The sequence below is a fragment of the Pseudomonas sp. RT6P73 genome, assembly GCF_054897715.1.
The window spans coordinates 2410253-2431230 of sequence record NZ_JBUBUV010000002.1; the positions used below are offsets into that span (position 1 = coordinate 2410253).

At 59.9% G+C, this 20978-nt stretch carries 18 protein-coding genes and 1 pseudogene; 11 read left to right on the forward strand and 8 right to left on the reverse strand.

Going from position 1 to position 20978, the window contains the following annotated elements; genetic code table 11:
* Positions 1-76: 76 nt before the first annotated feature.
* Positions 77-4947 (reverse strand): annotated as a pseudogene (locus tag ACYZT6_RS11820) (dermonecrotic toxin domain-containing protein).
* Between the two features lie 223 nt (positions 4948-5170).
* Between ACYZT6_RS11820 and ACYZT6_RS11825 the strand changes: the two are divergent.
* A complete protein-coding gene (locus tag ACYZT6_RS11825) occupies positions 5171-6211 on the forward strand; it encodes an Ldh family oxidoreductase (RefSeq protein ID WP_462027031.1) in 1041 nt (346 codons plus the stop codon).
* A 94-nt stretch (positions 6212-6305) separates the two neighbouring features.
* Here ACYZT6_RS11825 and ACYZT6_RS11830 read toward each other — a convergent pair whose 3' ends face one another.
* Positions 6306-6623 (reverse strand): ElaB/YgaM/YqjD family protein, encoded by a 318-nt coding sequence (locus ACYZT6_RS11830; protein ID WP_462027032.1) that lies wholly within the window; start codon positions 6621-6623, stop codon positions 6306-6308.
* Between the two features lie 164 nt (positions 6624-6787).
* On the opposite strand from ACYZT6_RS11830, the gene ACYZT6_RS11835 reads away from it, so the two are divergent.
* Entirely contained in the window at positions 6788-7039 is a 252-nt protein-coding gene (locus tag ACYZT6_RS11835) for a hypothetical protein (RefSeq protein ID WP_462027033.1), read from the forward strand.
* A gap of 8 nt (positions 7040-7047) precedes the next feature.
* Here ACYZT6_RS11835 and ACYZT6_RS11840 read toward each other — a convergent pair whose 3' ends face one another.
* Positions 7048-7956 (reverse strand): LysR family transcriptional regulator, encoded by a 909-nt coding sequence (locus tag ACYZT6_RS11840; protein WP_462027034.1) that lies wholly within the window; start codon positions 7954-7956, stop codon positions 7048-7050.
* Positions 7957-8041: 85 nt separating this feature from the next.
* On the opposite strand from ACYZT6_RS11840, the gene ACYZT6_RS11845 reads away from it, so the two are divergent.
* A complete protein-coding gene (locus tag ACYZT6_RS11845) occupies positions 8042-8965 on the forward strand; it encodes a carbon-nitrogen hydrolase family protein (RefSeq protein WP_462027035.1) in 924 nt (307 codons plus the stop codon).
* A gap of 113 nt (positions 8966-9078) precedes the next feature.
* On the opposite strand, the gene ACYZT6_RS11850 is transcribed toward ACYZT6_RS11845, so the two are convergent.
* The 3 genes from ACYZT6_RS11850 to ACYZT6_RS11860 form a co-directional block, all read right to left on the reverse strand.
* Positions 9079-9552, reverse strand: coding sequence for an LEA/WHy family protein (locus tag ACYZT6_RS11850; RefSeq protein WP_462027036.1), 474 nt, complete (start codon positions 9550-9552; stop codon positions 9079-9081).
* Positions 9553-9610: 58 nt separating this feature from the next.
* Complete coding sequence (locus ACYZT6_RS11855) at positions 9611-11083, reverse strand: nucleobase:cation symporter-2 family protein (protein WP_462027037.1); 1473 nt, start codon at positions 11081-11083, stop codon at positions 9611-9613.
* A gap of 166 nt (positions 11084-11249) precedes the next feature.
* Positions 11250-12143 carry a LysR family transcriptional regulator gene (locus ACYZT6_RS11860; protein ID WP_462027038.1) on the reverse strand — a complete coding sequence of 298 codons (894 nt, stop codon included), beginning with the start codon at positions 12141-12143 and terminating at the stop codon, positions 11250-11252.
* A gap of 101 nt (positions 12144-12244) precedes the next feature.
* Between ACYZT6_RS11860 and ACYZT6_RS11865 the strand changes: the two genes are divergently transcribed.
* Together ACYZT6_RS11865 and speB are read left to right on the forward strand one after the other, a co-directional pair.
* On the forward strand, positions 12245-13336 hold the full coding sequence (locus tag ACYZT6_RS11865) for a polyamine ABC transporter substrate-binding protein (RefSeq protein WP_461981954.1): 1092 nt from the start codon (positions 12245-12247) through the stop codon (positions 13334-13336).
* 17 nt (positions 13337-13353) lie between these two features.
* Entirely contained in the window at positions 13354-14313 is a 960-nt protein-coding gene (gene speB / locus ACYZT6_RS11870; protein ID WP_462027039.1) for an agmatinase, read from the forward strand.
* A 78-nt stretch (positions 14314-14391) separates the two neighbouring features.
* Here the strand turns inward: speB and ACYZT6_RS11875 are convergent, their stop codons facing one another.
* Positions 14392-15444, reverse strand: coding sequence for an aldo/keto reductase (locus tag ACYZT6_RS11875; protein WP_462027040.1), 1053 nt, complete (start codon positions 15442-15444; stop codon positions 14392-14394).
* Positions 15445-15646: 202 nt separating this feature from the next.
* Here ACYZT6_RS11875 and ACYZT6_RS11880 point away from each other — a divergent pair, with 202 nt between their 5' ends.
* From ACYZT6_RS11880 to chrA, 6 genes are all read left to right on the forward strand, one after another.
* Positions 15647-16363 carry a helix-turn-helix transcriptional regulator gene (locus ACYZT6_RS11880; RefSeq protein ID WP_462027041.1) on the forward strand — a complete coding sequence of 239 codons (717 nt, stop codon included), beginning with the start codon at positions 15647-15649 and terminating at the stop codon, positions 16361-16363.
* A gap of 52 nt (positions 16364-16415) precedes the next feature.
* Positions 16416-16757 (forward strand): nuclear transport factor 2 family protein, encoded by a 342-nt coding sequence (locus ACYZT6_RS11885; RefSeq protein ID WP_131058650.1) that lies wholly within the window; start codon positions 16416-16418, stop codon positions 16755-16757.
* Between the two features lie 167 nt (positions 16758-16924).
* A complete protein-coding gene (zapE, locus tag ACYZT6_RS11890) occupies positions 16925-18043 on the forward strand; it encodes a cell division protein ZapE (RefSeq protein WP_462027042.1) in 1119 nt (372 codons plus the stop codon).
* Between the two features lie 18 nt (positions 18044-18061).
* Positions 18062-18643: a DinB family protein gene (locus ACYZT6_RS11895; protein ID WP_462027043.1), complete on the forward strand. Its 582-nt coding sequence runs from the start codon at positions 18062-18064 to the stop codon at positions 18641-18643.
* 102 nt (positions 18644-18745) lie between these two features.
* Positions 18746-19237, forward strand: coding sequence for a GNAT family N-acetyltransferase (locus ACYZT6_RS11900; RefSeq protein ID WP_462029940.1), 492 nt, complete (start codon positions 18746-18748; stop codon positions 19235-19237).
* 6 nt (positions 19238-19243) lie between these two features.
* A complete protein-coding gene (chrA, locus tag ACYZT6_RS11905; protein WP_462027044.1) occupies positions 19244-20449 on the forward strand; it encodes a chromate efflux transporter in 1206 nt (401 codons plus the stop codon).
* Positions 20450-20714: 265 nt separating this feature from the next.
* Here the strand turns inward: chrA and ACYZT6_RS11910 are convergent, their stop codons facing one another.
* Positions 20715-20924 (reverse strand): hypothetical protein, encoded by a 210-nt coding sequence (locus ACYZT6_RS11910; RefSeq protein ID WP_462027045.1) that lies wholly within the window; start codon positions 20922-20924, stop codon positions 20715-20717.
* Positions 20925-20978 lie beyond the last annotated feature (54 nt).

A 20978-nucleotide genomic window follows, 5' to 3' on the forward strand; every position in this document is an offset into this window, starting at 1 on the left:
CATTCTAACCTTGTGAGGAAGCATGCGAGAACAGCCATCATGGCAATTAAACATCAAATGAGAACTATTTTTGACGTCAGGGCGTGCTGACGTGCAGTTCTCGGCCCAGTTGGCTGACTAACCAGGCAACGCTGTCGGCATTACCCAACTGCACGGCCAGCCTGACCAGTGGATCTTTTTTAAAGGTTTGGCGGGCACCGCTGAGGTTTTCGGCGCCGGTCAACGCCAGAATATGCGCCTTCACCCGATCAGTATTTTCATAAGACGTACTGCCCGGATCCACCCACACACCGGTATCAGGATCCTGGGTCATGAACAGCTGGGTGTACGGAGTCTGGATCGAGAGTGCCGTGGTTTGAATACTGCTCAAGGCGCGTTTGAGTTCAGTTGCCAGTGGAGTGGCTGTTCCAATCAGGTGGGGAAACGGTCTGCCAGGATCGAGGTAAGAAACGTCCTCGGTTTTACAGGCCATGTGCGACAACTCATGAATCAAGGTCACCGCTCGGGCATGGGTGTGGATAGGGAAGGCTGTGTCGGTGAGGTGTTGGCGGTAATGTTCGAATCTGGGATCGAAGAATCTTTCTGCGAGGTGAATTCTGCGGTTTGCGTCTGAAGCCACAATGAAGGCAAATGTGTTTTGTGCGTCTTCCGTCAGCCTGCCTACCGCAAAACGGCTGGACTTTGGCTTTCTGAGTGATGGCTCCAGCAGCGCTGTGAAAACGTCGCCGATGACCTTTTCAATCTTCTCGACATGCGCTGGCAGCACTTCTTGCACACCCATGAAATCCATGACGAGTTGATGCACGGGTGTGACGGTGTCGCCGGAAGCCTTCAGCAGCTGCAGATTTCGAAAGCTGTTCCAGGCATAGGTCGTTGCCAGATCCAGCGCTTCGTCAATCTGACGGGCTCTTTGCGGAAACTGTCTTCTGATGGCGGACATTCCTGTGGCTTCGACGTTCATGCCCTGAAAAACCTCGCTTGCGGTCTCCAATCGTCCGAACAGGCTGAAGCGGGGCGCCGACTTGGGCCCATCAAGCACCCATTGTTTCGATCCGTTCTGGCGCAGAAGCGGGCCACGGGTATTTGTGTCGCCGATACGCCAGCGTGTGCCGCGCTTCATGACCGGATACACCTTTCCTTCAACCGGTCCGTATTGTTGTTTTGTCGTCGAATGGGTGTAGAGCCCAAGCGTTGCGTCAGATGTCAGCGAACCCAGATCGACATTGAGGCTTTCGTGGCGTTTCAGTTTCGTGCGATCGGGGGCGGTGACGTCGATGTCCTTCCATTTGAGCCGGGTATCGGGCGCTTTCGTCTGCGTCTCTGCCTCTGTCTTCGTCTCTGTCTCGGCCTCCGGTGTGGCAGGAGTCGAAGACAGCAGTGTTTCATCCCCCAGTGATTGGCGCAGCGTGGAAAGTTCGGCCATGCCGCTGATGAACCCTTTTATGGCGGCGCCCCATTTATGGGTTTGCAGGTCTTCGGCGGATTGCTTGATATCGCGATAACTGCGCCACACCGTCTCCGGGTAGGCGAGTTTGCCCATGAAAAACGTATAGGCCGCGTGCAGGTCTTCGCCCAACACATGCTTGATGGTTGCCCATTCGCCCTCTCGTTTGTCATCGGACTGGCAACCGAGCAATCGGCCCAGCAACGCAGCGTTGTCATGGAGCAAATGCTTGATCAGGTTGCCCTTGATCGGATTGGAGGCCAGCGTGGTGCTCGCCTGCGTGGCTCTGGCAGCGCGGTGATGGGTGGTCGCCATCCGGGTTTCCAGCAGCATCCGATCAGGGTTCGGCAGGTTCAGGAGTAGCCAGTCGAGCAGCGGTCCGCGAGTCTTCAGTTCGGTCAGCAGTTGGGCTTCGTTTTCATATTCCTTCACCCCGTGCCGAGGGCTGTGAGGCGCAATCAGCACCTGGGGTGCGGCGCGATCAGCCGATGAGCCGATCAGGTAAACACCCGGCACTTTGATTGTCTGGTCACTCTTGATCCCCAAAAACTCAAGCGGGCGGATGATCGCGTGGGCACCGTCGACGGCTGCGCGGGCGATGGCGTCTGGCATGTCCATGACTTGCCGGATCAGATCAAACCCGGTGTCGCTCAGGCGCTCCTGCAATTTTTCCGAGTGGGCGTAATGCATCAACTGCCAGGGCAATTGTGTGTAAAACCGCTTTCTGCGGTCCGCGTTGGCCGTGGTGTCTGCCAAGGCTTCGCTCAGTAATTTCTGCTGATGTTCGCCCGGTTTCAGGTTTCGTATCAGGTCTTTGACGTAGCGTTCGTCCATTCCCTCGGGAATCACGGTGGTATCCAGAGACACCAGTTTGAATTGGAGATGATCCAGCGCCTTGAGGTGAGTCAAGGCAAAGTCAGTCAGGGTTTGAGTGCGCGCTGCGGATGTCGGTCGGGCGCTTATCTGGACCTGGACGTTGTCCGGGTTGATGTTGAAGTCGTCGGCCATGAGCTGTTTTTCAAGCTCATGGTGTGCCGTGCGTTGCAGTGACCGTATGCCGGTCAGGTAATCCTGGTCGTCCTTGACGTTATTGAGGTATTGCTGAAGCAGCTCGGCATGCAGGATCAGGTCCTTGACGGGCGCCTGGGCCAGCCATGCCGGCAGTTTTTGTTGAGTCGTCAGAGATCGCGCAATGTCCATCGCACGGTCGAGCCCTGTCATCGGCTTGCGTAGCGACACCAGATTCAGGAGATTGCTCAGCGGCGTGGCGGAGAGCTTCGTCGCCAGCGCATCGGTCAGGCACGACTGGTCCAGCTGCACATAGGGTTTTTGCAGATAATCAAGAAAATGCCCATAGACCCGCTGCAACGGCGCCAACGTATAAGTCAGGCCGGGCAATCGCTCGCTGCGGCCAAGGTTCTCCAGGACATCGTGCGATGGTTGACGTCTGCGAGACGTCCTCCGAGCTCAGTCAGCAACGGTTTCAATGTCTTGAAGGCTTCAAACCCCAACGCAGGCGTCCACAAAATCGCTTTTCCCGAATGCACCGGGTCCAGGCCGCCTCGTTCAGTCAGGACAAAGCAACTGGCCAGTTTCAACGGTTCCGTTGCGTCGCCGGCCTTCAGCGCCAGGGAAAATACTTCTGGCAGAAAACCGTTCAATGCCGCTCGCTGCAGGTGTATCGGGCTATCGAGCACGGTTTTGATAATGGCCTGTTCCGTCGCATCCAAGGTGCGCGTGACGGCACGCAGTCTCAGTTCGCTGCGCAATGCCGTTGACAGCGTGTGAGTGAAACTCGACTGCAAGCCCGCCAAAGATGACCCCAGGACGTGCTGCGCATCGGCGATCGAGCGGGTTGCCGTGGAGATGGGCGGGTGTTTTTCAAGGAGTTGATCAAGCGCCTGCTCGACAGAGTCGAGCAGCGACAGCTCCTCTTTGGCCGACTCGGCGCGCACGGTCGCCGGTCGCGCGCCGCTGCTGCGGTCCACTCGTGGACTCCAGCGCCCCGAAGTGTCGGGCGTCAGCAGTCGGTCATCGATCAACCCGCGGACATCCAGTGCGCTATCGAGCAAGGCATGGGGGTCGATCGTACCTTCGCTTTCGCGAAAGCGGCTCAGCGCATGGGACAGGTTGTCCTGCTGCTTGCCAAGGATGCCGGTCATCAAATGTTTGAACACCGGGCCGATGACCGGTTTGCCTTCAATCAGGCGCTCAACCGGCTCCAGTGCAAGAAAGGTGGCGCGCTCGTCCAGCGACATAAAATTGAGCAACGTGTCTTCATGCCCTTCGGTTTTCATCATCTCCAGCACGATTTTTTTCACCGCCGGCAGATCGCTCGTCGCTTCGATGCCCCTGGAGGGGCTGTACAGGAAACCCAAGGTGTTGGTGCCCCCGATCATCAAGGTCGAGGCCAGCTCCGCAAACTGCTTGAAGGGCGCGGACACACGCACTTTCTCGATGCGAAGCGGATCGTGCGCGTCGGGTGGGAGGCTGACCTTCATCAGTCGCAGGTATTCCTGTGTCGTTAAAATCCCGTTCTGGCGCTGGTGAAGCAGCTTCGTGTGGAAGGTGTCGCGCACGCCTTCGGTGAAAAACTCCAGGCGTGAGAGGCCAAGACTCATGGAGGTGCTCCAGAACAAGGCGAGCAGGCGTTGCAACTGCGGTGTAAAGCTCTGTGCGATCTTCTTCACCGCGCTTTCCCACGCCTCGTTATCAGCGTCGCTGCTCACGCTATGCTCGGGATTGGCGAAGACTCTTGAATCGCCGGTTGGCCACTGGTTGGTCAGGTAAAAATGCAGCAGCGCATCGCTCAGCGGTATCGAGGAAATCGTGTGCTGGTCTTCGTTGCCGTCGAAGGCTGACACAGTCTTCACGAAGCTCTTCAGTTTGGTGAGGCGCTGGTCCAGTTTGGGAAAGGATTTGTGCAACGCGTTCTTGAGGGTGTCGTCCAGCATCGATTGCAGCGTTGGCGTCTTGAGCAGCTCCTCCTTCATCGTCTTGATGTTCTGTTCCTGATTGCCATCGAGGGTCAGTTGCTGGTCCTGGAAGACCGCGCCTTCGATGTCTTTGGTGGCAATGTCGGGTGCGGTGGCGGCGGGTACAGTGCTGCGTTGTTCGATGGAAAGAAAGCGCAACAGCTCCTGCTTCTCGGTGGACTGCACCAGCCATTCTTTGAGCTTGCTTTTGAGGTCGGCCATGCCTGCGAACTTGATCAAGCCTTTCCACGGTGTGTAGAGCGTGACCTCCCCATCGTTGGGTCGGCTCATGGCAAAGGCGCCGGCCAGTGGAATATCCGGTTTGCCCGTCACCTGCAGCAACAGTTGATAGACGTGCATCGGAGTTTTTTGCGCGATACGGGCAGCGTGGGTGGCCAGGTAAACGTGTTTCAGCCATTTCAGGTCAACGAGTGTGAAGTTCAGTGCTTTTTCGCGGTCACCGGGCTGTTTGGCATTGGACGCACGCTCTGCCTCGTCGAAAAAGTAGGGCTCTACAGGTTCAGTCATGGTTTTTCCTCGTGTGCTGCGATCAGCGGTCTGGCGCAGGCTATTGGTTGAGGAAAAACACTAAGGTCAGCGGAGCGCTTCGGTGCGGTACATATTGCTTGAGCCGAACAGCCGAGACTTGACAGGAAGCCGGTAAAACAGCGCTTAATCGACGTCTGCTTTTGGTTGCCGTGCAACCACGTTTCCCTGGTGCCCGTACTTAATAATAAAACTGGAGCTTCAGATGACCGCAACGCCCGAAGTGGCCGTCAGTTCGACCACCCCATCGCTCGATTTCGACGCGCTCGTTCTATTGCTTGAGCAAATTTTCCTGCGTCATGGCACGTCCGCCGATGTTGCCAAAACCCTGGCGCTGAACTGCGCCGGCGCTGAGCGCGATGGCGCCCACAGCCATGGCGTGTTTCGTATCCCAGGTTATGTCTCGACGCTCAAGAGCGGCTGGGTCAACGGCCAGGCCGTGCCAGTGGTCGAGGACGTAGCCTCGGGTTTTGTCCGGGTCGATGCCGGCAATGGTTTTGCCCAGCCCGCGCTCGCGGCGGCCCGTGCGCTGCTGGTGGAAAAAGCCCGCAGCGCCGGGATTGCGGTGCTGGCGATCCGTAACTCCCACCATTTCGCGGCACTGTGGCCGGATGTCGAGCCTTTCGCCTATGAAGGGCTGGTGGCGTTAAGCGTGGTCAACAGCATGACCTGTGTTGTGCCCCACGGCGCCGACCGGCCGTTGTTCGGCACCAACCCGATCGCCTTCGCTGCGCCACGGGCTGACGGTGAACCGATTGTGTTTGACCTGGCCACCAGCGCCATTGCCCATGGCGATGTGCAGATTGCCGCACAAAAAGGTGAACGCTTGCCGGCGGGCATGGGCGTGGACAGCCTTGGCCAGCCGACTCAGGACCCGAAGGCGATTCTGGAAGGGGGCGCGTTGCTGCCGTTTGGTGGGCACAAGGGTTCAGCATTATCGATGATGGTCGAACTGTTGGCGGCGGCACTGACCGGCGGCAATTTCTCTTTCGAGTTCGATTGGTCGAACCACCCGGGGGCCAAGACGCCCTGGACCGGCCAACTGCTGATCGTGATCGACCCGAGCAAGGCAGCTGGGCAGAATTTTGCCGAACGCAGCCAGGAACTGGTCCGTCAGATGCACGGCGTAGGGCTCAAGCGCCTGCCGGGCGATCGACGCCACCACCAGCGAACCAAGTCGAATGCCCAAGGCATTCAACTGGATGCTCAGACATTGGCGAATTTGCGAGAACTGGCAGGGCTCTGAAACGCTTTTTGTAGGAGCCAGGCTTGCTGGCGAAGGCGTATTTGAAATCGCCTTCGCCGGCAAGCCTGGCTCCTACAGTTCGATGTGTTTCCGTTTAACGGCGGCCCAGCAGCAACCCGACCACCAGGCCGAAACCGGCGGAAATGGCCACGGTTTGCCATGGATGACCTCCGATGTAGGTCTCGGTCGCGTCGACCACAGGTTTTGTGCGATCGCGAACACTGGTGACCGAATCCCGGGCCTGCTGCAGTTTCTGGGCGATTTGCCCGCGAAGGGTCTCTGCTTCCTCACCCACCAGTGAAGCGCTGCTTTTGAGCAGTATTTCCGACTCTTCGATCAGGGATTGAAGTTCGCTGAACGCCTGATCCTTGATCTGGTCATTGGCGACTTGTGTGGCGGTTTTCCGGGCCATTGGGTACTCCTTGCAGGTAAATGGGCAGTGAACAATGGAGTCTTGCGCGACTGAAAAAGTTGCAGCGGGTTTGCGCATTGACTGTGCGACGAGGAAAAATCCAGAGTCGGACATTTCCTCCTACAGTGTAAGATGTCGCCAATTTTACGCAGCAGGTAATTCCCATGAGCTTCAATCTGGCCGACAAACCCCTGGCTGAGCGCGCCGCGCTTGAAGATGAGAAATCCCGTCTGTTCGACCTCTGGCAAAGTAACCTGGGCAAATCCAAGGGCGAGGCCGCGCGGTTGTTTGGCGAGCGCGCCAAGCGCAAGGGCAAATGGGCGGAGTGGGTCCGTTCCGAACTCGACGCGATGTCGCCGCCGGAATTCGCGAACATGGTGCGCAGTGAAGTGAATCGCTTGATGGCCGCCAAGTAAGGCCCGCCTCAGGTAAAACTCGCGACAATGGCCTCGCGCACGTTCAACACCACCGGATCAAGCTGCGTGCTGGTGCGCCAGCCCAGTTCGATCGGGTAGCGCGGCAAGGCCAAAGGGCAGGGCAGCAGCGCCAGTCCGCAGAGCTCCGCAATACTTTCGGCGGCGTGGGCCGGAATGGTCGCCACCGCCTGACTGCCCTTGAGCAAGTGCGGCAACGCCGCAAAGTGTGTCGTCGAAGCGCACACCCGCCGATTCAGCCCCAACGCCGCCAATCCCTCATCGGTGATCCCGATAAAGCCGCCCGACGACACCAGAATGTGCTCGCGGGCCACAAACTCCTCGAGACTGATTGTCTGCTGTCCCTGCGCCAGACTGAGCGGATCCACCAGGCACAGATAACCGCCTTCACCCAGCACCTGACGACTGAGCAACCGCTCGGTAAACCCGCCTGCGGTGATGGCCAGATCGATGCTGCGCTCCATCAGCGCCTGAGCGACGATCTGGCTGTGAGTTTGCCGAAAGATCAGGCGCAACTTCGGCGCACTGAGCGCAATCGCCTCGATCAATCGCCGCCCGTAGGCAATTTCGAAATCATCCGACAAGCCCACGGTGACCGAACGTCCGTCGTAATGATTGGCCGCCGGATCGACCATCGCCAGGCTTTGCCGGCATTTGTTCAGCGCATCGCTCACCACCGGTTTCAACTGGTTGGCCCTGAGCGTCGGTGCCAGGCCACGGCCGGTGCGCACAAACAACTGATCGCCATACATCTCGCGCAGCCGTCGCAACGCTGCGCTGACGGCCGATTGCGTCACGCCCAGGCGCAGTGCCGCGCGGCTGGCGCTGGACTCTTCATGCAGCGCTTCGAAGACTTTGAGCAGGTTGAGGTCAACAGTGGCGATATTCATTTGGCTCATATCATTCAGCAGTGAATCGGGCTTTATTCATGATCCCGTGGCGCATGAGAATGGGCAACACCTCATTGCTTTCGGAGTGACCGCCATGCCCAAGTCCATTGTTGCAGCGTTGCAAATCGGCGCCTTGCCCGGTGGCAAGGCCGAAACCCTTGAACAGATTCTCGCCTGGGAAAACGCGATTATCGAATCCGGCGCGGCGCTGGTGGTCTTGCCCGAGGCGTTGCTGGGTGGCTACCCCAAAGGCGAAGGCTTTGGCACGCAACTGGGCTACCGTCTGCCGGAAGGTCGCGAGGCGTTTGCCCGGTATTTTGCCAACGCCATCGACGTGCCCGGCGCCGAAACTGAAGCCCTGGCCGGATTGTCGGCTCGCACTGGGGCCAACCTGGTGATCGGCGTCATCGAGCGCGCCGGCAGCACGTTGCATTGCACCGCGCTGCTGTTTGATCCGCAGGCCGGGCTGGTCGCCAAGCATCGCAAACTGATGCCGACCGGCACTGAACGACTGATCTGGGGCAAGGGCGATGGCTCGACGCTGCCGGTGATCGACAGCCAGGTCGGGCGAATCGGCGCGGTGGTGTGCTGGGAAAACATGATGCCGCTGCTGCGCACCGCGATGTACGCCAAAGGCATCGAAGTCTGGTGCGCGCCGACGGTGGATGAGCGGGAAATGTGGCAGGTCAGCATGCGCCACATCGCCCATGAAGGGCGGTGCTTTGTGGTCAGCGCGTGTCAGGTGCAGGACTCACCGCAAGCCTTGGGCGTGGAGATCGCCAACTGGCCGGCGGATCGACCGCTGATTGCCGGCGGCAGTGTGATCGTCGGACCCATGGGCGACATTCTGGCGGGGCCGTTGCGTGACGGGCCGGGGTTGCTCATCGCTGAAATCGACACCGACGACCTGATCCGCGCGCGTTACGACTTCGATGTGGTCGGTCACTACGCGCGCCCGGACGTGTTTGAGCTGACCGTCGACGAACGCGTCAGACCCGGCGTCCGCTTCAACAAATAACCCTCCTGTAGGAGCGAGCCTGCTCGCGATAGCGGTGTGTCAGGCAACTTCAATGCTGAGTGATAAATCGTCATCGCGAGCAGGCTCACTCCCACAATGGGATATTCATCGATTTACCAGTTACCGGCAGTCGCACCCGGCAAGCTCAGTTTGCCAGTATCAACAAACCTCATCGTGCCAAACAAACCGCCGGCCAGTTTGCCGTGCAGCACGTAAGGCAGGTTGTTCAGCGTTTGCGTCTGGCTCAGGCCGAGTGTCTGGCGTATCACCGAAAACGCCGAAACACTCACCGGAACCGTCAACACGGTTTCGGAAAAGCGTGCAATCGAGCCCGACTGATCACTGACACCGGAGGCAAGCGGCTGGCCATTGACCTCCAGGTCCAGCGCCACGCCGTTGTAGTCGATCGGCGATTCGTTGGGGTTCTGCACGCGGATCTTCACCGCAAAACGCACTTCCATGTCTTGGCTTTGCAGCGGCTCGATGCCGACCACATTGATGTTCAACGGATCGCGATTGGGGAAGAGGGCGCAGGCGCTCAGGGAGAGCAACAGCAGGGAAAGAATTGTCGCGTGGACTCTGCGCATGAACGGGCTCTCGTGTAGAAAAGGGCTGAACCGCCAACGGCTCAACCCTCGAGCCTTTCTAGCGATTCAACTGTGCGACCGCCGCAGGCCGTGCGGGTTCACCCTTGGCCGGGACATCCGGATTCTCCATGACCTGGAGGATCGAGGCTTCCGGATCGAAATCGTCCTCTTCCAGCTCGATGAATTCTTCGGGCAGGAAGATGTTCAGCACGATAGCGCACAACGCCCCGACGGTGATCGGTGATTCGAAGATGTTGTGCAGCGCCTTCGGCAGCTCGCGCAACACTTCCGGCACCGCGGCGACACCCAGGCCCATGCCGATGGAAATCGCCACGATCAGCATGTTGCGTCGATGCAAACCGGCTTCGGCGAGGATCTTGATCCCGGCCACCGCTACGGTGCCGAACATCACCAGTTCAGCGCCGCCAAGCACCGGTTTAGGCATCAATTGCAGCACCGCGCCGATCATCGGGAACAGCCCCAGCAGCACCAACAAACCAGCAATGAAGAACGCCACGTAACGGCTGGCCACGCCGGTAAGCTGGATCACGCCGTTGTTCTGCGCGAAGGTCACCATCGGCATGCTGTTGAACACCGCCGCCATGGCCGAGTTGAGGCCATCAGCCAGCAGACCGGACTTGATCCGGCGGATGTAGACCGGGCCCTTGACCGGCTGCCGGGAAATCATCGAGTTGGCGGTCAGGTCACCGGCCGCTTCCAGTGGCGACACCAGGAAAATCACCGCCACCGGCACAAACGCCACCCAATCGAAATTGAAGCCGTACTTGAACGGCACCGGCACGCTCATCAGCGGCACGTCGGGCAAGCTGGTGAAATTGACGTCGCCCATCAGCCAGGCGACGACATAACCGAGGGTCAGGCCAATGACAATCGCCCCCAGGCGCAGGAAGGGCACATCGACCCGGTTCAACACCACGATCGTGCCGAGCACCAGCGCCGCCAATGCCAGATGACTGGCCGCGCCAAGGTCCGCTGCACCGAAGCCGCCGGCGATGTCGGTCATGGCGACCTTGATCAGCGACAGGCCCATGAGGGTAATGATGGTGCCGGTCACCACGGGCGTGATCAGCATCCGCAGCTTGCCAATGAACTGGCTCAACACCACTTCGATGAACGCGGCGAAAAAGCACACACCGAAGATCGTCGAGAGGATTTCATCGGTGCCGCCACCCCGGGCCTTGACCATGAACCCGGCACTGAGAATCACGCTGATAAACGAGAAGCTGGTGCCTTGCAGGCACAACAGCCCGGAACCGATCGGGCCGAACCGCCGCGCCTGAACAAACGTGCCCAGGCCCGAGACAAACAGCGCCATGCTGATCAGGTACGGCACTTCGCTTTGCAGGCCGAGGGCGCCGCCCATGATCAGGGTTGGCGTGATGATGCCGACGAAACTCGCCAGCACATGTTGCAGGGCGGCGAAGACCGTGGCGGTGAGGTGGGGGCGATCGTTGAGGCCGTAGATCAGGTCGGAACGGGACGGGGGTTTTGCGTGTTCGGAAGGGGTCACGAGGAAAGCGCCAGGGGCCAGGTCAAAAAATGGAGGCGCAGGATGCCAGAAAGCGCCCGCTAACGGCAAAAGATCGCAGCCTCGTTTCACTCGACAGCTGCTACAGGGGATCGCGTTCCAAAATGTAGCAGCTGTCGAGTGAAACGAGGCTGCGATCTTTTGATCTTCAGGTGAACGCGGCGAGCAGATCCTCTTCAAACGCCTTCTGCGCATCCCCCGGCACTTGAGCGCGATGGCGCGCCAGGTGAAACGCCACGTCGAAGCTCATCTCATCCCGGCGCACGGCTCGCAGCAAGCCTTTGTCTTCCCAGCCACGGGCAAAGTGATTGGGCAAATAACCGACGTGTTTGCCGGACAGCACGAAGGCGAGGGTGCCTTCGACCTGCTCCGACCTGGCCGAACACAGCTTTCCCTGGAACGGCTCATCCATGCGCAGGAAACGATAAGGGTGATCGACCCGGTCGCACGCCTGCAACGCCAGGTCGTCTGGCGCATCGTTGGTGAACAACGGATGCCCGGGAGCGCAATACAGGTGCTGGGTTTCGCTGAACAGTTCGCGGTAGTCAAACGCGCTTTGCACCTGGGAGAAATAGCCGATCGCCAGGTCCAGCCGTTGTTGCAGCAGCAAGCGTTCCATCTCGCCGGGCATGGCGCTCATCAACTCGATACGCACCGATTCGTCACGTTCACGAAAGCGCCGGATGGCATCGGCGACTTTTTGCAGCACCGATTGATCCAGAGCCTCGGACAAGCCCAGGCGCACTTCACCGATCAACCGACCCGCCACGCCGTTGGATTGATGACGGAACGCTTCGATGGATTCAAACAGTCCGCGCGTCGCGCTCAGCAACTGTTCGCCCTTGGGCGTGATCCTGAATCCACCCTTGCCGCGACTGCACAAGCGATAGCCGAGCCGGGTTTCGAGTTTGGCCATTTGCTGGCTGATGCTCGACTGGCTCAAACCCAGTTCGCCTTGCGCCGCGCTGAAACCGCCGCACTCCACCACGCGGACAAATAAGCGCAGCAGTTGCAGGTCGAGGTCGTGGAGTTGACCGAGCATCAAACATTACTCCGCAATAAAGTCAGGTTAACAAACTTGATATTTCGCCAATGTATCCGAGCGCGCACGCTGCAACCACTTCCTCTGGTCAGGTGTTCGTCATGGCTCCCGCATTCAAGCTGTGTTTACCCGCGCTGTTCCTCGCCATGGCCGTGTCGGCCCAGGCTGAGGAAAAGACCCTCAACCTCTACAGTTGGGCCGATTACGTGGCGCCTGAAACCTTGCAGCGTTTCGAAAAGGAAACCGGCATTCACGTGCGTTACGACACGTTCGATTCTTCGGAAGTGCTGGAAACCAAACTGCTCACCGGCGGCAGCGGCTACGACGTGGTGGTGCCGTCATCCAGCGTATTGGCACGTGGTTTGGCGGCCGGGGCGCTGAAGGAAATTCCTCACGAAGGGCTCAAGGGTTACGCCAACCTCGACCCGGACTTGCTGGAAAAACTCGCCGCCGTCGATCCCGGCAACCGTTATGGCGTGCCCTATACCTGGGGCACGCTGGGTTTGGGGATGAATGTCGAAGCGGTGCAACAGCGCTTGCCGGGTGTGCCACTCAACAGCCTCGACTTGCTGTTCAAGCCGCAATACGCCAGCAAGTTGAAGGACTGCGGCATTGCGATTCTCGATTCGCCGCAAGAGGTGATCGGCCTGGCGTTGCACTATCTCGGTAAAGATCCCTACAGCACCGACAAGGCTGATCTGACCGCCGCCGAGGCGTTGTTGCATCAGTTGCAGCCCAATGTGCTGTACGTCGCCACCGGGCGGCAGATCAGCGATCTGGCCAATGGCAGCGTGTGTCTGGCATTGACCTACAACGGTGATGCCAGCATGGCCGCCGACCAGGCGCGCAAGGCCAACAAACCGTTCGAGGTGGCCTACCGGATTCCCAAGGAGGGCACGCTGGTCTGGCAGGACAACCTGGCGATTCCCAAGGACGCGCCGCACCCCGAAGCGGCCCGGGCGTTCATCGAATTCATGCTGCGTCCCGAGTCCGTCGCCGCGCTGACCAACACACTGTTCTTTGCCACGGCCAACCAGGCAGCGACGCCGCTGGTGGATGAAGCCGTGCGCACCGATCCGGACATCTACCCACTGGCCGACACCCGCGAACGGTTGTACGCCGACCGCAGCATGAGCCTCAAGGACATGCGCTCGCGCACACGTCTGTGGACCACTTTCCGTAGCCGCCAATAAATAACAAGGAGATCACCATGGACGTCCCGATGCAAAACGATCAGGCCATGACCCGCGACAGCCTCTTTGGTACTGCCGCCGAAAGTACCTACGCCGGTATCACCAGTTTCATGCGTCGTCGCTACAGCCGTGATTTGCGCGGCGTCGACGTGGTGGTCAGCGGTGTGCCCTTCGACACCGCCACCAGCAACCGTCCCGGTGCGCGCTTCGGACCGCGCGGGATTCGTGCCGCGTCTACCGGCATCGCCTGGGAGCGCCACTGGCCGTGGACCTTTGACCCGTTCGATCATTTGGCGGTGATTGACTACGGCGATTGCGACTTCGATTACGGCTCGCCGCACTCGGTGCCGGAAAGCATCGAGGCCCACGCCGAGCACATCCTGAACGGCGGTTGCGCAATGCTGACGTTCGGCGGTGACCACTTCATCAGTTACCCGCTGCTCAAGGCTCATGCGCGCAAACATGGTCCGCTGTCGTTGATTCACTTCGACGCCCACAGCGACACCTGGCCGGACGAGGAGGGCAAGCGCGTCGATCACGGCACGATGTTCTGGCACGCGGCCAAGGAAGGTCTGGTGGACCCGTCGCGCTCGGTGCAGATCGGTTTGCGCACCACCAATGATGATCACCAGGGCTTTGCGGTGCTGGATGCGCGGCAAGTGCATCGGCAAGGGTGTGAGGCGATCGTCGAGGCGATCCGTGCGCGGGTGGGGGATAACCCGGTGTACCTGACGTTCGACATCGATTGTCTCGACCCTGCTTTCGCACCGGGCACCGGAACCCCGGTGTGTGGTGGTTTGAGCACGGTGCAGGCGCTGGAAATACTCGGCGGGTTGCGCGGGATCAATCTGGTGGGAATGGACGTGGTGGAAGTGGCGCCGGCCTACGACCACGCGGACATTACCTCACTGGCAGCGGCGACGTTGGCGATGGAGATGCTCTGCCTTTATGCGGCCAGACATAAGGTCGACCGGTAAAACGCCTTCGCGGGCAAGCCTTGCTCCTACAGGTTCGATGTGATCCTTGTAGGAGCGAGGCTTGCCCGCGAAGCTTTTTCAGGCGACCGGGATGATTGGCAGGTCGAGGGTCTCAGCCCCGTTGAACCGCGCTGCCGAACCGGCAATCGTTTCATGCGGTACGCCCTTCGGCACACCACTGACTTCATCAAGCCGCGACAATTGCTCAGCGCTCAATTGCACCTCCAGCGCGCCCAACGTCGCATCCAGTTGCTCACGCGTCCGTGAACCAAGAATCGGAATCAGCGCTGTCGTCGAGCGCTTGGCCTTTTCCCGCAGCCAGGCAATGGCGACATGGGTCGGCGTGGCGCCAAGTTCAGCCGCCACCGCGAGCAATGTGTCGAGCAGGGCAGTTTCGTGGGCGCTTTTCTCGGTGTGAATCAGCATGCCGAGTTTGGCGGCGCGATTGTTCTCATCACTGTTGCGGTATTTGCCCGTGAGGAACCCGCCACCCAGGGGCGACCAGATAGTAGCGGCCAGCCCGAGGGCTTCGGCCATCGGCAGCAGCTCACGTTCGGCGGTGCGTTCGGCCAGGCTGTATTCGGCCTGTATGGCTGCAATCGGCGCAAAGCCACGTACTTCGGCCAGGACGTCGGCGCGAGCGATACGCCAGGCCGGGAAGTTCGACAGCCCGGCGTAGTGAATCTTGCCGGCACGCACCAGATCGTCAAACCCCCGCAGGATCTCTTCCATTGGCGTGACGCCGTCGCTGATGTGGGCCCAGAACAGGTCGATGTGATCGGTGTTGAGCCGTTTCAGGCTTTCTTCTACGGCGCGAACCATGTTCTTGCGGTTATTGCCGGTGTGGGAAATGCCCGCGGCGGGCGTGGTACCCATGGTGTATTTGGTGGCGATGACCAGGCGATCTCGTTCCGGCGCGATGAACTCGCTGAGCATGGCTTCCGACTGGCCCGCCTGATAACCGTTGGCGGTGTCGATGAAGTTGCCGCCGGCTTCCAGGTAACCATCGAAAATGCGCTTGGCTTCGTCACGCTCGGCGCCATGGCCCCAGCCGGTGCCGAAGTTACCGGCGCCCAGCGCCAGTTCCGAAACCCGCAAGCCGGTTTTGCGGCCGAAGACTTTGTAATGCATGAGGTGAACTCCTGAAGAACGACAGCGGGATTGATTTAAATGTCTAGCAACATGTATTTAATATGATGCGAGTAATATGAGCCGTCAAGACGCTTTTCCATTCAGGACAAAAGGGCCGACCACCGGGGTCTTTACTGCTGCCAGTTTCTGACAGGAGCCTCTGCTAAGCTCCGTCAACTTCTCAGGAAAGAGACTACAGATCGTGTCGCGTACCACTCGTTTACTCACGTTGCTGCAAGTGCTGCGAGGTAAAAGTCGTCCGGCCACTGCCGCGACGCTCGCCGGTGAACTGGAGATTTCCGAACGCACGCTGTATCGCGACATCGCCGAACTGACCGCGCTGGGCGCACCGATCTTCGGTGAGGCGGGGGTCGGTTATGTGTTGCGCAGCGGTTTGTTCCTGCCGCCCCTGATGCTAAATGCCGACGAAACCGAAGCCATCGTGCTCGGGTTGCGTTACGTGGATCAGCGTGGCGACGAGGTGCTGAGCAAAGCCGCGGCCGACGCGTTGGCGAAGATTGCTGCCGTGTTGGCCCCTGAAGCTCAAGATGCATTGCGCAACCCGACGGTGCTGCCGGGCCCGCGCGGCTACGGTTATCCGCAAAATGCAGTGCCGTTGAACGTGTTTCGCCAAGCCATCCGCGATCAGTCCAGGCTGAGCATAGACTATGCGGATGCCCATCAGGTGCCCAGTCAGCGGCTGATCTGGCCACTGGCGCTGGGCTTTCTCAATGAAGTGCGGATCATTGTCGCCTGGTGTGAATTGCGTGGAGCCTATCGAACGTTTCGCACCGACCGGATTTCCGCCGCCAATGAACAGGGCGGACGCTATCCGGGGCGGCGCAGCGACCTGTTGCGCACCTGGCGCAAGCAAATGCAACTGGATGAAGCGGGGCGTTTCACTCCTGACAAGAACTGACACAGACCTGTTCTAGCATGGCTCCAGAATCAATAAACAAGGAGCCGCACACATGTCCAATCCAGCCTCTTCACTGGCACCCGCCATCGCCGCCTACATTGCCGCCGCCAATGCCCGCGACACCTCGCGGGTCGGCAGTTTTTTTGCCGAGGATGCCAACGTGTTCGATGAAGGTCAGCACCGGATCGGCACGCAAGCCATTGCCCAATGGATGCAAGACACCGCGCAACGCTATGAACCACGTGTCGAAGTGCTCGACGTTCAGCTGCGCACCGGCAAAGTGCTGGTGCACAACCTGATTTCCGGGACGTTTCCCGGCAGTCCGCTGGAGCTGCGGTACATGTTCCGCCTCAATGAACAGGGCAAGATCGCCCGGCTAGACATCTCTCTCTAAACCGAACGCGATCTTTGTAGCAGCTGCCGAAGGCTGCGTTCGCCTGCGCAGCAGGCGCAAAACCTGGCGACTCGGTATATCGGTGAGAACAGGGATATCGAAGCGACCGCTTCGTGATCGAACGCAGCCTTCGGCAGCAGCTACACAAGGAACGTATACTCCCGCGCATGAATGTCGACTCTCCCCTAAGCGCCTGGCAACACGCCATCGAACAGAAGGGCTTCGTCCAGGACGAAGCCCAGGAACATGCCGTGTGGGCGCTGCAAAAATGCCACGAAGCCTTGCATGAAGGCCGCACGCCGGTCACCGGCGTTTACCTTTGGGGCCCGGTCGGACGGGGCAAGACCTGGTTGATGGACCAGTTCTACGAAAACCTCAAGGTCCCGGCCCGGCGGCAGCACTTTCACCACTTCATGGGATGGGTGCATCAGCGCTCGTTCCAGCTGACCGGCACCGCCGACCCGTTGAAGGCACTGGCCCGTGAGTTGAGCGAAGAAGTGCGGGTGTTGTGCTTCGATGAACTGTTCGTCAACGACATTGGCGACGCGATCATTCTCGGGCGTTTGTTTCAGGTGATGTTCGAGCAGGGCGTAGTGGTGGTTTGCACCTCCAATCAGCCACCGGACCAGCTGTATGCCGATGGCTTCAACCGCGACCGTTTTGTGCCCGCCATCGAGGCGATCAAAAAGCACATGCAGGTGATCGCGGTGGACGGCAGCGAAGACCATCGCCTGCATCCCGGCGCGGCTCTGCAACGTTACTGGGTGACGGCGCCCGGGCAACCCAGCGCGCTTGGAGAAGCGATCAAGGCGCTGACCGCCGGCCAGTCGCTGTCCGAGGCGCCGATCACAGTCGGTTACCGTTCAGTCAACGTGGTGCAGGCCAGTGCCACCGTGCTTTGGTGCCGCTACGCCGATCTGTGCGAACAACCGTTTGCGGCGATGGACTTCATGGCGCTGTGCGACACCTTCAGCGCTATTCTGTTGAGTGACGTGCCCAACCTCAGCGCGCAGAAACGCGAAGGGCGCATCGCCCGAGGCACCGAAGACGGGGCCGAGCGAGTGGTGGCCGGTGATCGCGAGCTGCCGCAATTGTCGGTGCATGACGACGGTGTCCGGCGTTTCATTGCCCTGGTGGACGAGTGCTACGACCGCAAGGTGCCGCTGTACCTCGAAGCGCAGGTGCCGATGGCGACGTTGTACACCGAGGGTTATCTGGAATTCCCGTTCCGCCGCACGTTAAGCCGTTTACAGGAAATGCAGCTGCAACGTTTCGCCGAAGCCTAATTACCGGGAGCCGCGAAGATGAACCAGCCCCTGTCTCATCATTTGCTGACCATGGCTTATCAGAACGCCTGGGCCAATTACCGACTCGCCAAGGCGTGGAATCGGTTGACCCCGGCCGAGCTGGCAGCCCCGCGCGTCAGCTTCTTTCCCAGCCTGATCGCCACTCTCAACCACATCCTGACCTGCGACTGGTTTTACGTGGATGCACTGGAGCGGGAGTTGCGCGGTGACGATCCGCACCCTGATTGCTATGTGTTCTTCACCGAGGACGAACCGTTCGCGGCGGGCGCCGATCTGCAGCGTGAACAAGCGCATGTCGACCGTCGCCTGATTGCCTACTGCGAACAATTGCGCGACGCCGACCTGGGGCGAATCGTGACCATCGCCCGGGACACGCCGCAACATGACAGCCGTTTGCGCCTGCTGTCGCACCTCTTCGAGCACCAGCTTCATCATCGCGGTCAGGTTCACGCCATGCTCAGCGGCACTTCGGTCAAACCACCGCAACTGGACGAATTTTTCTGCGCCGGTGAATCGCGGTTGAGGGCCGAGGATTTTACCGAACTGGGCTGGACCGAAACGCTAATCTGGGGCGTTTGAGACAGGTTCGGGTTGTCGACGACTGCACCTCGCGATAATGTCCGTCGACCTCCCGGCGCGACAGACGTGCCGGGACAACTTGACGGGACGTTGACGATGGAAATGGAATCCGCAGAAATTCTGGTACTTCAGGCCAGCTACACCAATCCGCTGCATGCCGAGGCCCTCGGTGTGGTGCTCAATGCCTACGCCCAAGACCCGATGGGCGGCGGGCAGCCATTGCCCGAAGACCTCCTGCAACAACTGCCGGGAGAACTGGCCAAGCGTCCTCATGCGTTCAGCGTACTGGCGTTTGTCCGCGGCGAGCCTGCCGGGCTGGTCAATTGCTTCGAAGGGTTCTCGACCTTCGCCTGCCGGCCGCTGGTCAACGTGCACGATGTGTCGGTGGTGCCGAAATTTCGCGGCTTGGGGTTGAGCCAGAAGATGCTGCAAAAAGTTGAAGACATCTCCCGGCAACGAGGCTGCTGCAAGATCACCCTGGAAGTCCTCGAGGGCAATGCCGTCGCGCAGGCCTCTTATGACAAGTTCGGATTTGCGCCAGGCATGTTCGACCCCGCCCATGGCCGCATGCTGTTCTGGACCAAGGAACTTTAACGGCCCATGAACAGCCTCGAAGGCGGGCAGGGCAGGTCACTCATGGCAGACAAACCGTGGACGATTTTCCTGATCTTCCTGCGTCTGGGACTGACCTCGTTTGGCGGCCCCGTCGCGCATCTGGGCTATTTTCGCAGTGAGTTCGTGCAGCGTCGGCGCTGGCTGGGCGAAGCCGCCTACGCCGAATTGATTGCCCTGTGCCAGTTTCTACCGGGCCCGGCGAGCAGTCAGGTGGGCATGGCGCTGGGACTGTCCCGTGGCGGCTATGCGGGGGCATTGGCGGCGTGGGCGGGTTTCACCTTGCCCTCGGCGCTGATCCTCACGCTGTTGGCGTTCGCCATCACCCACGGTGGCTGGGCATTACCAGCAGGCTTGATTCACGGGCTGAAAATCGTCGCTGTCGCCGTGGTTGCCCACGCCGTGTGGGGAATGGCCCGCACGTTATGCCGAGGTCCGGTGCGTGTGGGCATCATGCTGGTGGCAACTGTCGGGGTGTTGCTCTGGCCAACGACTGCCGGGCAGATGACGGTGATGGCCCTGGCGGCGCTGATCGGGTTGGCTTTGCTACAGAACGCAGATGGAGCGCAACGGGAGGGCTTGTCGATTCGGGTCAGCCGCCGGGCAGGCTGGCTGGCGCTCGGTCTGTTCGTGGTCCTGTTGCTGGTTTTGCCGCTGATTGCGCACCGCTGGCCGGACTCGTTGATCAACTTGTTCGACGGTTTCTACCGCACGGGAGCGCTGGTGTTCGGCGGTGGCCACGTCGTGTTGCCGCTGTTGCAAAGTCAGGTGGTGAGCACGGGGTTGCTGAGCAATAACGTGTTTCTCGCCGGTTACGCCGCCGCTCAAGCGATGCCGGGGCCGTTGTTCACGTTCGCGGCGTTTCTCGGCGGGTCCATCAGCGGTTGGAGTGGTGCGCTGGTGTGCGTCGTGGCGATTTTTCTGCCGTCGCTGCTGTTGGTGATCGGCGTGCTGCCTTTCTGGCAGCGGTTGCGTGGCAATGGCCGGGTGCAAGCGGCGTTGGCCGGGGTGAATGCCGGAGTGGTCGGATTACTGCTGGCCGCGTTGTATCAGCCGTTGTGGACCACCTCGATCCTCAGCCCGCTGGATGCGCTGTTGGCGGCGATGGCGTTGATGGCGCTGCTGTTCTGGCGATGTCCGCCGTGGTTGCTGGTGCTGCTGGGCGGTATTTTTGGTGTGCTGCTGGGCGCCTGAAACGGGCACAAAAAAGGCGTCCATCAGGACTAATGCCAGTCAGTTAAGCCGTAACGCGGTCTTTGTAGCAGCTGGCGAAGCCTGCGTTCGGCTGCGAAGCAGTCGTAAAACCTGAGTTTGCGGTCCATCTGAAACACCGCATGGTCTGATTTTACGACTGCTACGCAGCCGAACGCAGGCTCCGCCAGCTGCTACAAAATTGCGTTGCCGCAGAAATTGCGTAACTGATCGGCATTAGCCCCTCAGGATGCCCGCTAGTCATCGTTTAGTTCGGCCGATAGGTTTCGGTCACCTGTGCGGTTTGATCGTTCGGAACCCTCAGTTCAATAGATCTGGTTTCGACGCCATTAGCCTGCTGTTGTTTGAGATGCAGGGTTTCGAAGTAATACCTCATGCGCTCGGCGCCACCTTCAGCAAAGGCAGCGGTCGAGCCGAACATCATCAGACTGGCGAGGATCAACGCGGTACGTTTCATGGTTTGCCTCCCACTACGGATATCGGGTGCCTTTCGTCCATGAACCAATGTTGC